Annotated in this window: 9 protein-coding genes and 1 pseudogene; 5 read left to right on the plus strand and 5 right to left on the minus strand. The window is 69.6% G+C overall.

What is annotated here, in order from left to right; genetic code table 11:
• Window positions 1-42 precede the first annotated feature (42 nt).
• The 4 genes and pseudogenes from AB0E19_RS22660 to AB0E19_RS22675 all read left to right on the plus strand — a co-directional run.
• Window positions 43-1812: a beta-galactosidase family protein gene (locus AB0E19_RS22660; protein ID WP_362183011.1), complete on the plus strand. Its 1770-nt coding sequence runs from the start codon at window positions 43-45 to the stop codon at window positions 1810-1812.
• A 770-nt stretch (window positions 1813-2582) separates the two neighbouring features.
• The gene (locus AB0E19_RS22665) at window positions 2583-3074 is read left to right on the plus strand and encodes a hypothetical protein (protein ID WP_362183014.1); all 492 of its coding nucleotides are present in this window, start codon (window positions 2583-2585) and stop codon (window positions 3072-3074) included.
• Complete coding sequence (locus AB0E19_RS22670; protein ID WP_362183016.1) at window positions 3071-3391, plus strand: transcriptional regulator; 321 nt, start codon at window positions 3071-3073, stop codon at window positions 3389-3391. Before AB0E19_RS22665 ends, AB0E19_RS22670 begins: the two co-directional genes overlap by 4 nt.
• A 495-nt stretch (window positions 3392-3886) precedes the next feature.
• Window positions 3887-4039: pseudogene (locus tag AB0E19_RS22675) on the plus strand (transposase family protein); the annotation flags it as partial.
• Window positions 4040-4243: 204 nt separating this feature from the next.
• Here AB0E19_RS22675 and AB0E19_RS22680 read toward each other — a convergent pair.
• The gene (locus tag AB0E19_RS22680; RefSeq protein ID WP_362183019.1) at window positions 4244-5986 is read right to left on the minus strand and encodes a S8 family serine peptidase; all 1743 of its coding nucleotides are present in this window, start codon (window positions 5984-5986) and stop codon (window positions 4244-4246) included.
• Between the two features lie 1233 nt (window positions 5987-7219).
• On the opposite strand from AB0E19_RS22680, the gene AB0E19_RS22685 reads away from it, so the two are divergent.
• A complete protein-coding gene (locus AB0E19_RS22685; RefSeq protein ID WP_362183022.1) occupies window positions 7220-8692 on the plus strand; it encodes a hypothetical protein in 1473 nt (490 codons plus the stop codon).
• 290 nt (window positions 8693-8982) lie between these two features.
• Here the strand turns inward: AB0E19_RS22685 and AB0E19_RS22690 are convergent, their stop codons facing one another.
• Genes AB0E19_RS22690 through AB0E19_RS22705 form a run of 4 tightly spaced genes read right to left on the minus strand, consistent with a single transcriptional unit; the run spans window position 8983 to window position 12087 of the window.
• Window positions 8983-9486, minus strand: coding sequence for a hypothetical protein (locus tag AB0E19_RS22690; protein WP_362183025.1), 504 nt, complete (start codon window positions 9484-9486; stop codon window positions 8983-8985).
• Window positions 9483-10991, minus strand: a complete 1509-nt coding sequence (locus AB0E19_RS22695) for a hypothetical protein (protein ID WP_362183028.1) — start codon at window positions 10989-10991, stop codon at window positions 9483-9485. Before AB0E19_RS22695 ends, AB0E19_RS22690 begins: the two co-directional genes overlap by 4 nt.
• Window positions 10988-11833 (minus strand): ABC transporter ATP-binding protein, encoded by an 846-nt coding sequence (locus AB0E19_RS22700; RefSeq protein WP_362183031.1) that lies wholly within the window; start codon window positions 11831-11833, stop codon window positions 10988-10990. The genes AB0E19_RS22695 and AB0E19_RS22700 overlap by 4 nt, the downstream gene beginning before the upstream one ends.
• The gene (locus AB0E19_RS22705) at window positions 11830-12087 is read right to left on the minus strand and encodes a hypothetical protein (RefSeq protein ID WP_362183034.1); all 258 of its coding nucleotides are present in this window, start codon (window positions 12085-12087) and stop codon (window positions 11830-11832) included. Before AB0E19_RS22705 ends, AB0E19_RS22700 begins: the two co-directional genes overlap by 4 nt.
• Window positions 12088-12111 lie beyond the last annotated feature (24 nt).

Consider the following 12111-nt stretch of genomic DNA (forward strand, 5'->3'; position numbering starts at 1 on the left):
ACCCCTTGAGCGAGCGACGAGTGGCGCTAAGGTAGCACCACTATGTTGCTATCACAGCATCATCCGGCTTTCGGTCCGGTTGATCATCACGGCGGTAGGCAGGTCGTCTCCGGCGCGTTCCACTACGCCAGGGTCCATCCAGCCCAGTGGCGCGAGCGGCTCGAACTGTGCCGGGCCATGGGCCTGGACACCGTCGAGACGTACGTCCCCTGGAACCTCCATGAACCGTCGCCCGGCACCTTCCGGTTCGACGGGCTCGCCGACGTCGAGGGCTTCCTCGACCAGGTGGCGGGCATCGGCCTGAAGGCCATCGTGCGGCCCGGGCCGTACATCTGCGCCGAATGGGACAACGGCGGCCTTCCCGCATGGCTCACCGGCACGCCGGACATCCGCGTCCGTACCGGCGACCCGGCCTACCTGGCGGCGGTCGACCGGTGGTTCGACGAACTCGTCCCCCGGATCGCGGCCCGCCAGATCACGCGCGGCGGCCACGTCACCATGGTGCAGGTCGAGAACGAGTACGGCTCGTACGGCAACGACACGGGCTATCTGAGACACCTCCGTGACGGCCTGCGTGCGCGAGGCGTCGACGTACCCCTCTTCACCTCCGACGCCCCCACGGACCTCACGCTGACCGGTGGCCTCGTCGAGGGCGCGGCGGCGACGGTGAACTTCGGCAGCAAGCCCGAGGAGGCCTTCGAGGTCCTGCGGCGGCACCGGCCGCAGGACCCGCCGTTCTGCATGGAGTTCTGGAACGGCTGGTTCGACCACTGGGGCGGGCCGCACAACGAGCGGGACGCCGCGGACGCCGCGGCGGCGCTGGAGGCGATGCTGAAGGCGGGTGCCGGCGTCAACTTCTACATGGTCCACGGCGGCACGAGCTTCGGCGTGACGGCGGGCGCGAACGACGACGGCCGCTATCTCCCCACCATCACGTCGTACGACTACGACGCCCCCATCGACGAGCGCGGCCGGCCGACGGAGAAGTTCTGGGCATTCCGCGAGGTGATCGGCCGCTTCCGCGAGCTCCCCCCGCCGCCGCGACAGGCGACCACGCCGGTCCTTCCGGAGGCGGCGGTCCGCTTCGACCGAACGCTCCCCCTGCGCGAGAGCTGGACCTCCCTCGCGCAGCCGCCCCGCCGCACGCCCCATCCGCCCACCTTCGAGGAACTCGGCATCGCCCACGGCCTGGTGCGCCACCGCACCCGGATCCCCGGTCCACGCCCGTCGCGCCCCCTCACCCTCCCGGGCCTCGCCGACCGCGCGCACGTGTACGCGGGCGGAATACTGCTCGGCATCGTCGACCGGGGTGCCGGCACGGCCTTCGACCTGGAGGTGCCCGCGGAGGGCCTCGACGTCGAGATCCTCGTCGAATCCATGGGCCGGGTGAACTACGGACCGCTCCTCGGCGAGCGCAAGGGCCTCGTGGGCGGGGTGCTCCACGGCGGCGTGTACGTCCACGGGTGGGACGTGTCAGCCCTCGCACTGCCGGACCTTCCGGCCGTCGACTGGGCCGCGGCACCGGCCGTCGGCGACTGCCCGCCCACGCGCCTGCCGGCCCTGCTGCGCGGCACCTTCGATGCGGAGGAGCAGGCCGACGGCTTCCTCGCCCTCGGCGGCTGGGGCAAGGGATACGTCTGGGTCAACGGCTTCTGCCTGGGCCGCTACTGGGGCCGGGGTCCCCAGCGCACCCTGTACGTGCCGGCACCCGTCGTGCGCTCCGGGCCCAACGAGCTGGTCGTGCTGGAACTCGACCACGTCGAAGCTCCCGTCGCCACACTGGAACCGCATCCCGGTCTCGGGCCGCGGTGAGAGCCGCACCCGCCAGGAACCAGGCCTGGGACGAACCCGGCGGGGCGCGGGCCATCCCGTCCGGCAACGTGGTGGCCTGGACCGTGTTCCGTTCGGGAGACTCCCACCTGCGGCAGGGCCGCTTCTCCGCGACGGTCGGCTTCTGGGATCTGTGCGACGGTACCCGCGGCGGCTCGCCGGAGGACTTTACCGCCGTCGTCGACGGCGGACCGCGCCGGAAGAGGACGGGAACTTCTGGGGCATCACCTTCACCCCGGACGACCGCACCTTCCGCGCGACGATGGCCGGCCGAGGCGCGACCTGGCTCATGCGGGGGACGCCCGGGAACGCTCGCTCGTCTCCGTCCGTGAGAACGTGGGATGCTCCTCCCTCGCGCCCGACGGAACGCGCATCGCGTACAAGAAGCGCGTTGACGGCGGCCGCTGGCGACTTCACGGCCTGTTCACGGCCTGGACCTGCGGACCAGGCGGGATGTCCCGCTCGCCGAAACGGCGCACGTCGACGTCCAGCCCGCGTGGCTGGACGAGGACACCGTCGGGTACGCCCGCCCCCAGGGCCGCAGCATCGCGGTCTTCACGGGCGCCGCCGACGGATGGGGCACCCCGCGGCGGCTGATCGAAGCTCCCCGTCTGTGACGACCGAACCGCAGCCGTCGGGGCACCGTCGTCGGAGCCCCCTGGGACCTGTCTCCGCCCACCAGCTAGCAGACACTTTCCGTGCTGGAAACTGCACACTTTCCATAGTGGAAAGTCTCCGCTACTCTTTCCGTCATGGAAACAAACGGGGTACGACCGACACCAGAGCAGGCCCGTTCCGCGCTGGCCGACACCGAGCACATCCGAGCCTCCGCCGCAGCGCTGTCCGCCACGCCGTGGCCGAACTGGTTCGCTGTCACGGTCACCCTCTACGCTGCCGCGCTTCCGATCGCCTATGGGGGCGTCATGGCCGACACGGACTGGCTGCTGCCGCGTCCCGCCTGGATGGGCGTCATGCTGGCCATCACCGTGGTGTACACGGCCCTCTTCGCCGTCGCAGGCAGGGCCTGGTGCGACAAGACCGGGGTGGCACTGCGTTTCGACGTGCTGCCGAAGCGGGCGACTGTGCCCCTTGCGATCGGTCTGCCCGCGCTGCTGGTGGGAGCGGCGTTCGCGTTCCGCGTCACTGGATGGCCGGTGTGGCTGATCGCGGCCTCCCTGATAGGTGCCGCCACGTCCGCTGGCTTCCACCTCGCCTTCGTCCGCCTGCACCGGAAGCTCGCGTGAGCGCCGAAACCCACGACCCCCTGGAGGGGTTCGACGCCACCATCCACGCCCCGAACCGGCTGCGCATCTGTGCCCTCCTGGACGCCGCGGGCGAGGCGGAGTTCGGTCTGATCCAGAAACAACTCGCCTTCTCCGCCTCCGTGCTGAGCAAGCACGTCACCGTACTGATGGACGCCGGATACGTCGGCCAACGCAAGGCCGTCCGCGACACCCGGCAGCGCGTGTGGCTCTGCCTGACTCCACGGGGTCGGGACGCCTACCAGGGTCACCTCGCGGCGCTGAGGGCGATCGTGGGGCCGTCGGATCCGGCTCACTGAACCTCTTGCGTCCTGGACGGCTGCGGGTCGGCGGAGCGTGGACGGCTCGGGCCCTGTGAGCCCCCTTCAGAGCTGACGCGTTCTCAGCCGACGAGACGTGCTGATTGCGGATGTCTGCCAAGGGACAGGCGGCGCCGCTGTGAGGTCGTCGATCTTTGGCGCCCGCCCGAGGAGCTCACCTCGCTGCGCGGGATGTTGGACCAGTTCCCGGATCCCGGTCGCACTCGGCGCAGTGCCCGGGGTAGGGACGGTGCTCTTGAGGTAGGGAGTCGGACCACGCTCTGTACGTAGGTGTGGGCGGTGTCCTCGCTGATCCGGAATCACGCGGCGAGCTTCGCTCAGGTTGTGCCCGGGCGAGTAGACCAGGCGATGACGGCGCGTTGCGGGGCCGCGGCTTGCGCCGGCGGCCACCCTCACGGGTGACGACTGGTCAGTGGGTGTGGTGACGAGGCAGGTCACCTGGCTGCTGCGCCTGCATCTGCATCGCAGCCCCACAGCACCCGCCGGTGCAGGTTCTCCTGCTTCCAGCAGGCGCTGCTCAAGCTCGTCCACCTGCGCGAGAACGAGGCGTTCTCGCAGTTCGCAGCCGGTTTGGGGATATCCCGGGCCACTGCCTGGCGGTACGTCGACGAGACCTCGGACGTCCTGGCCCCAGACGCTGCGGTGGCGACGGTCGTGGAAGACGCCCTCGGTCCGGGCCGGCCGGACGTTCGGCTCCGCGCTCCGCCTTCCCGAACAGGTGTGGCGCACGGACCGTGGGGACCCCTGCCGTCCCGCGCAACGGCAGAGCCTGCCGGATCAAGTCCGGCAGGCTCTGCGACAAGACGAACGGTGTGCCCTCGTGAGATGAGATCAGAAGGTCAGGCCCCAGGAGTCGATGTAGCCGGTGTCCTGAGCGGCCTGGTCCTGGACGCGGAGCTTCCAGGTGCCGCCGGCACTCTCGGAGGAGGCGTCGACGGTGTACGTGGCGATGACGTTGTCGGCGCCGTCGTTGCCGGCGTACGCCTTGAGCGGGCGGACGGTGCCGTCGGGGGCGATGAGATCGACGGCGAGGTCCCCGCGCCAGGTGTGCTTGATGTCGACGGCGACCTTCAGCTGGGACGGGGCATTGCCGGCCACGCCGGTGATGGTGAGGGAAGAGGTCACGGCGGCACCGTTGTCCGGGATGTCGACGTTCTCGGTGTTGACGAACGTCTTCGGGTCGGTGGGCGTCGTGGTGTCGCCCGTGAGGGCGGTGACCGTCTTGGCCGCGTCGGCGATGCCCGCGCCGCAGCCGCCCTGGCAGGTGCCCGGAAGCTCGCGGGCGTTGGCCTTGAGGGCGCTCTCGATCTGCGCCGGGGTCAGGACAGGCCGGGTCGCCTTCATGAGCGCCGCGAGTCCGGCGATGTGGGGGGCCGCCATGCTGGTGCCCATGGACGGCTTGTAGGTCTCGGTGGTCGGCGAGGTCTTGCTCGCGTTCACCGTGGACAGGATGCCGTTCTCCGGCGTGGTGACGGTGCCCGGAGCGTCGGTGGAGCGACGGGTCTCGCCGCCGGGGGCGGAGATGTCGATCTTCGCGCCGAAGTTGGAGTAGAACGCCCGGTCGCCCGAACGGCTGGTGGAGGCCACCGAGATGATGTTGTCGCAGTTGGCGGGGGAGAACCCGGCGACGTCCTGGTTGCTGTTGCCCGCCGCGACGATGACGGTGGTGCCGCGGGCGACCGCGCCGTCGATGGCGTTCTGGTAGGTCCGGGGGCAGCTGGAGGACGGGCCGCCGAGACTCATGTTGATGACCTTGGCGGGGTTCGGGTTGTCCGGGACGCCGGGCACCTTGCCGCCGGAGGCCCAGGTGATCGCGTCGGCGATGTCGACGCTGGAGCCGCCGCACTTGCCGAGTACGCGTACGGGCTGGATCTTCGCGCCGTACGCGATGCCCGCGATGCCCTTGCTGTTGCCGGTGACCGCGCCGATCGTGCCGGCCACGTGGGTGCCGTGCCAAGAGGAATCGGCGGGTGCGGGGTTGCCCCCGCACTCCCAGGCGGCGTACCAGTCGCCCTTGTCGGCGGGGTCGGCGTCGCGGCCGTCGTTGTCACGGGCTGCGGCGGCGTCGGATATGAAGTCGTAGCCGCCCCGGATGTTGCCCGCCACGTCGCTGTGCGCCACGTAGCCGGTATCGAGGACGGCGACGTCGACACCCGCACCGCTGGTGGTGGACCAGGCGCCGGGGACGTTCATGCCGCCGGTGGGCTCGAATAGGTCCCACTGCTTGGCGTAGTCGGTGTCGTTCGGGCCGGCACTGACGGCCAGGGGCTGCGCGGTGAGCTCGGGCTCGACGAAAGCGACGTTCGGGTCGGCGCGGAACTCGGCCATGAGGACGGAGACTTCGGCCGTGGACTTCTTGCCGCCGAGGCTGAAGACCACGGCACCGGTTCCGGTTCGGCGCTCGAACTCCAGCGACTCGCCGGCGGCTTCGCCCTTCCCCCGAGCGTCCGCGACGGCGACGCTGTTCGAACGGGCCCCCTGCGTTCCGGGCTTGTATCCCACGACCAGGCGTTCGGTGGAGACGGCCTGCGCCTGCGAAGTGCTGGGCGAGGGTGCGGCGGCCGCCGCGGGCATGACTGCGGCCAGCCCCAGCAGTGTGGCACTTGACGCCGTTATCGACAGCGCTTTGAGAGTCGACTGGTGCAAGACGATCCCTTTCGGGCGTGGCAAGTCCTCGGGTTGGCCGTGGAGTTGCCGTTCGGTGGGGGGTGCACGTCCGAGAGATGTCTCGGACATGTCATGCGAGAACCTATCCACCTGCCCGGAGATCGCACAAGGTATATCGTCGTCGAAATACGGGCTTGCGTTGGCTGGGTGGAGGACGCGGTGACGGTTTTCGTATGCAGACTCGGCCGGGTACCCGCTCTTGGCGGCCGATGGGCCGGTGCCATCGAGGTGTGAACAGTCAGGAGGAGGTGTGCCATGACGGCCGATGGCGTCAAGGAGAAGCGCAGCCTCGGCGCCCGACAGGGTGAGGGGCACCGAGTCGTCGTTCCAGGTGAAACCGCTCTCCCTCCGTCCCGTCCTCCGGCTCGACCGTGGCGGTCTCCCGAGGCGGGCGCGGTGCCTGGAGCAGCTGCCTGGCCCGCCGTGCCGGCGCCCGTCCTCGGTACCCGAGGACGGTGAAGCGCCAGCCCGAATGCGGCACTCCGGCACGGGGCTGAGCTCTCCCCCGTCCCTCACCGACTGATTCCCGTGGGCGTGTAGACGCCTTGTTCCGTGGCCGAGGTGCGCACCGTGGCGGGGGCGGGGTGCGGTCACCGGCATTTCGCCGAGGGCTGCTTCCCGTCCGGGTTCCACCATGCGCTCGGGGAAGTGCTTCGCGTCGCCGTGGAAGCCCATGCCGTCGATCGACGAGTGGCTGCCGTCGCAGGAGCCCGGGATGAGCCGGACGGCGGCACGATTACCTTCGTAGTCGTACGAACCTGTACCCGTCCGACCTGCTCATGTCGTGCACGCTCAGGGTCGGGGCGTGCTCCCGCACCGCCGGGCCCAGCGCCTCGACGGTCCATATACGCGGGAACCCGGCCGCGGCTCCGGTGGCGGCCGGCGCAAGAAGGCGCAGTCGACCGCCTTGCGTGCGTCTTCCTTCAGCCGCGCATCTGCGCCGCCTGTGCTGGTCATTGTCCCGGTGGGATCTAGCCAAGATTTCGTATATGGAATACCTTCATCTCGCTCGTTGAAGCCTTGGTGCCTGGTCCGTCCCCCCATTTCTGGCTCCTCGCAGACCGGAGGCGGCCGGCCCCGACCTCGGCCACCGTTCCCCCGCCTTTACCACCGTCGTTGCCTGTCATCGAAGGAGATGCCATGACCCCCCACGGTTCACCGGCTCCAAGCCGCAGGTCCATCCTGCGTGGCGCGTCCGTCGTCGGCGCCGCAGCAGCTCTGTCCCCCCTAATCAACCTTTCCACCGCCCGGGCTGCCACCTCCGGCAACTACACGATCCGGTTCGACAACGGCCGCCGGCAGACGATCCTCGGCCTGGGCTTCGAGATCCAGTCCGACTCGATCGGCTCGGGCAACAACGGGCTTCCTGATCTGGTCAGCGGCGTACCGTACGACCTGACCGACTCCGAGCGCACCCGGTTCTACCAGCAGATGTTGAAGGCGGGACGGTCCGACCGGGGCTTTCGCTACTGCCGGCTCGCCATGGGGCTGTACTACCGCGGCCTCGACCCGACCCGGAAGCTCATGCGCGGACGCTACCCCGGCCAGACCGCGCTCCTCGCTGACATGTGCGACCAGGCCGGGATCGAGGGCCTGTCGGTCGAGTACTGGTCGCCGGCACCGGGATGGAAGTCGAACAACTCCTACATCAAGGGCAGGCTCACGTCCTTCGACCCCGTCTTCCTCGACGAGTTCGGCGACGCACTCGTCGCCGATCTCGACTATCTCACCGCGGGTGGATTGCGTATCTCCCAGTGGGGTTTGCAGAACGAACCCCGGTACGCGACCGACTACTCCTCCTGTCAGTACAGCGGATCGGAGTACCTGGCGACGTTCAAGGCGGTCGCGCCGAAGATCCACGCGAAGTACCCGCACGTCATGATCACCGCGGACAGCCAGGACGGCTGGGGCCACGACATCGGCAAGGCCCTCCTCGCCGACCCGCAGGCACTCGAGCACGTCGACGCGTGGACATACCACCGCATCGGCTACGACAGCGACTACCAGATCGACAACGACTTCAAGCGACTGGCGCAGGGCAAGCCGGTCTTCAACAACGAGTTCGAGTACCTCCAGGGCGAGGTCGACGCCCGGCGCACCATCAACACCGCCCAGTCCATCATGAACTGGATGACCTTCCAGGACTCGCCCACCTGGTACTGGCTGCACGCGCTGAAGCCCACCACCAACTCAGAGTCGCTGGGCTACTCGCTGGGCCTGTGGCGCCCGCCGCACGACACGGACTTCTCCAAGTTCGGGCACATCAAGCCGGGGCATTGGGACTGGAATGCGAGAAACTGGAACTCCGTCGCCGGTTTCGTCACGTACATGCCGTGGGACTCCGTCCGGTACCACGTCGAGGAGTCCACCGTCCTGCGGGACCAGCGGATCATGGCGTGGAAGACTCCCCAGGGCAAGCAGGTGTTCGCCCTCACCAACCGCTCGGCGACCGAGTCGTTCACCTACACCATCGACACCCAGACGGCCGCCTCTTTCGAGGGCCACCGCTACAGCCCGACCGTCAACGACCAGCGACTGGCGCCCAAGACCGGTCCCCAACTGACCATCACCCTCCCCCCGCACACCATCGAGATCTGGGTCCGCACGCCGTAACCGCGCTGTATGTACGGGGTCGCGGAGATGCGGTCCTGTGCGCCGACAGGGGCTTGCCGGCGCACAGGACCGCAGGGTCGTGCCGTGGGGTCGGGTTCGAGCACCTGGTCGGTGACGGAAACGAAGCGATGGCTGCGGACCAGATGTTCTGAACCAGGTGTTCGGGACCGGGCTCCGGCAGATGGGAGCGGCACCACCTGCACTCGCTACGACGTCCATTCCGTACACGCACCGGCCCAGGGTGGACTGCGCGAGGTTGGGGCAGCGACGCGTCTGGCCGGTGCCGGACGTCAGGAGCCGGGGGAGGGTTCGGCTCCGGCGGACCGCGCCCATTGCCGGGCCTGGCTCCATGCGGTGCGTGCGTCGTGTCCTGGCGGAATCAGTGTGCCCGCCGGCAGGGCCACCACGAGGCCGAGCACGAACAGGGGAGGCCAGGCGAGCGCCAGACCCGCCGTGACAGCGGCGCCCCCGGCGGCCCCCGATGTCACCGGCCCGCTCAGCGCGACCAGCAGATTGCGCGGCGCGCCGAGGTCCTCGTGCGAGACGGCCATCGAGCCTCCGGACCACTCGGCCCGGAGCGTGCGCGCGCCGAGCAGGAGCGCCGCACGCGCGTGGCCGTACTCGTGGACGACGACGCAGAGGGGCACGCCGAGGAACGCGGCCAGTACGTCGAGTCTGATGAGCCAGCCGGCGGGCCAGACGCATACCAGCATGACCGTGGTGGCGAGGCCCAGCCAGGCAAGCGGCCTGCGGCCGTGCACGAGGACGACCACCGTCAGGCGAAGCGCGATCACTGCTCAGCCGATCGCGCGAAGTTCCTGTCCTTGACGCACATCACCTCTTGGGTGGCCAGATGGGCGAGCACGGCGACGACCAGCCAGTACGCCGCCGTCGCGGCTGCCGTGGAGAGTGCTCCGGCAGTGGAGCTGAGCCAGAAGAGAGCGCCCAGGGTTCCTCCGCTGAGCAATCCGCTTCCCAGCAGGGCGACTCGCTTCTCCGAGAAGTCTGAGTTGACGGTGGCCAGGCCGAACAGAACGCTCATGGCGCTCGCCGCCAGTGCCATGCACACGATGACCGCGTCCCGGCCGGGTTCCAGGGGCAGCAGGCTCGCGACCCTGATGAAGATCACGGTGAGGAGGCCCGCGGCGAGGGCGCCGAGAGCGTTGTGGCGCGCCCAGCGGCTGAACCCGCGGGGGTGCACGGCGTGGAGCCACGCCGTCTCGGCGAGCCGGAACGGGGCGAGCCCGGTGATCAGCGAAGTGATCCCGCAGAGCACCAGAAGGACCAGCGAGGCCGTCGCCTCCTGCAGGTGTCCCGTGTGGAACAGGACCGCGAGGGCCGCCGCGGCGGCGAGCGACACGGACGTGGCCGCGATGAAGAGGGGGTCGCGTAGCATCTGCCGGGCCTCGATGCCGGCACTCCGGCCGGGCAGCCGGACGAAGGCGAGCCGCCAGGGAGCCCCGTGATCCGAGTTCCTGCCGGACGTACCCGCGAACGACAGGGCGTACGCGCACAGCAGGCCCCACAACACGCTGGCGAGGAGGACGAGAGCTGCATCGGACAGCGAGTCGGGGATGCCCCCGGTCACGGCCAGCGGCGGGCACAGGACGTACAGGCCGGAGGTGCGACCGGCGAGCACCAGGCTGATGCCGGCGATCAGGAGGACACCGCAGGCCGAGGCGCTCACCGACTTCACCCCGAGCGCGTCGTTGGACGACCTCAGGACCAGAGCCGTCAGTGCCTGGATGGCGAGCGGAGTGATGGTGGCGATCAGACCGGTGAGCGCCGTGAACGCCAGAGCCGCCACGAACGACGCGCCGAGGCCGCTGCCGCCTGTGGTCTGGACGCGGGCCAGGGAGAGGACGGTGACGGGCCCGACGAGGAAGAGGGCCACGGTCATCGCGAGGACGTACGGGGGCAGGAGTTCTCCGAGCGCGCGGTTCCAGCGCCCCACGCCCTTGGAGACGGCGAGGACGCGGACGCCGGCCGGCTGCAGCCCGACGATGTCGAGGATGAGGGTGACGCCCCACGCGGAGGCCGCCATGCCCGTGAGCGACGCCCTGCTGACGTCCTTCAGTTGGAGTTGCTCCAACGAGGTCAGTGTCCGCTCGTGGATGAGCGGGGTGATCGCCTGAAGCTGGAAGGCGACCATGGCCAGCCCGCAGATGAGCAGCAGGAGCAGCGCCGCCGAGGTGAGGACCGGGGCTCGCCGGAACAACTGGCCCAGGGTGTTGCGCAGGGACTTCGCTGTGGCCCCGGCGAGGGCGAGGGCGGGCCGGACGGAATGGGACCGGGTCATGAGCCGTGCCCCCGTACGCCGTGCTTCGCTTTTCTGCGGTGGGGGACGGACGGAGCCAAGATCTCGCCGAAGAGGTCGTCCGCGGTGTCCGAGACGGCCTCCAGGCCGCTCAGCCGGAGGACCGCGGCTTCCAGGGAGTCGGTCCCCGCTGCGTCACTGATGGCATGCGGTCCTCCCTCGGCAACGAGCCTGCCGTCGGAGAGGACCACGATGTACTCGCATTCCCGCTCGGCCGTGTGCAGGTCGTGGATGGTCACGAGCGCGGCCCGCCCGGACCGGGTCCAGGTGCGAAGGGCGAGGCGGAGCAGCACGGAGCCCTCGACATCGAGGCCGGAGAACGGCTCGTCGAGGACCAGGAGCGGTGCCTCGCTGCTGAAGGCCGCGCAGAACTGCAGCCTGCGCTTCATGCCATGACTGTACGAACCGACGAGTTTGCCCAGCGCGCCGTCGATGCCGAAGATGCCGGCGAGGCGCACGGCGTCGTCGACCAGCGCTGGGGGACGGGATTCCAGTCCGGCCACGAGCTGGATGTATTCGGTCCCCGTGAGCAGGTCGGGCATGGGCAGTTCGTCCGGCGCGTAGGAGACCAGGCGCTTGGCGCGGTCCGTCCCGATCTCCTCGCCGAAGACCCGCCCGGTTCCGCCGCTCGGCTCGGCGAGGCCGATGACACAGCGCAGCAGGGTCGACTTTCCCGCCCCGTTGGCTCCCACGAGCCCGCACACCGAGGCCTCGGGCAGGGCGAACCCGATGTCGCGGAGCGCGTAACGGCTGCCGAAGCGTTTGCTCAGTCCCTCGACCTCCAGGGGCGCCACCTCCGCCATATCGCCGAAACACGCGTTCATCGCCTCTGCCTCCGGGACGTCACCAGGTAGGCGAAGGGAAAGCAGACGACGGTCAGAACGGCGATCACGAGGGGGAACGCTTCGGACGGCTGGAGACTGAGCTGGGCATCCGTCTGCGTGTAGTCGATCAGGCCGGGGACACTGACCGAGTCGTCGCGGGACAGCGCGTACATCATGGACAGCACCAGGGCGGCGAGAGCGAGGCCCGCCGCGCTCAGCACCGCGAGAATTCCGGATGTGATGATCTTCTTCATACCTGGTCCAAGGGTCGGGTGGGG

This window comes from Streptomyces sp. NPDC047974, from assembly GCF_040653375.1.
Taxonomy (GTDB): domain Bacteria; phylum Actinomycetota; class Actinomycetes; order Streptomycetales; family Streptomycetaceae; genus Streptomyces.

Coding starts and splice junctions, on each gene's coding strand:
- AB0E19_RS22660 (WP_362183011.1), top strand. CDS start 43: ATGTTGCTATCACAGCATCATCCGGCTTTCGGTCCGGTTGATCATCAC.
- AB0E19_RS22665 (WP_362183014.1), top strand. CDS start 2,583: ATGGAAACAAACGGGGTACGACCGACACCAGAGCAGGCCCGTTCCGCG.
- AB0E19_RS22680 (WP_362183019.1), bottom strand. CDS start 5,986: ATGCCCGCGGCGGCCGCCGCACCCTCGCCCAGCACTTCGCAGGCGCAG.
- AB0E19_RS22685 (WP_362183022.1), top strand. CDS start 7,220: ATGACCCCCCACGGTTCACCGGCTCCAAGCCGCAGGTCCATCCTGCGT.
- AB0E19_RS22695 (WP_362183028.1), bottom strand. CDS start 10,991: ATGACCCGGTCCCATTCCGTCCGGCCCGCCCTCGCCCTCGCCGGGGCC.
- AB0E19_RS22700 (WP_362183031.1), bottom strand. CDS start 11,833: ATGAACGCGTGTTTCGGCGATATGGCGGAGGTGGCGCCCCTGGAGGTC.
- AB0E19_RS22705 (WP_362183034.1), bottom strand. CDS start 12,087: ATGAAGAAGATCATCACATCCGGAATTCTCGCGGTGCTGAGCGCGGCG.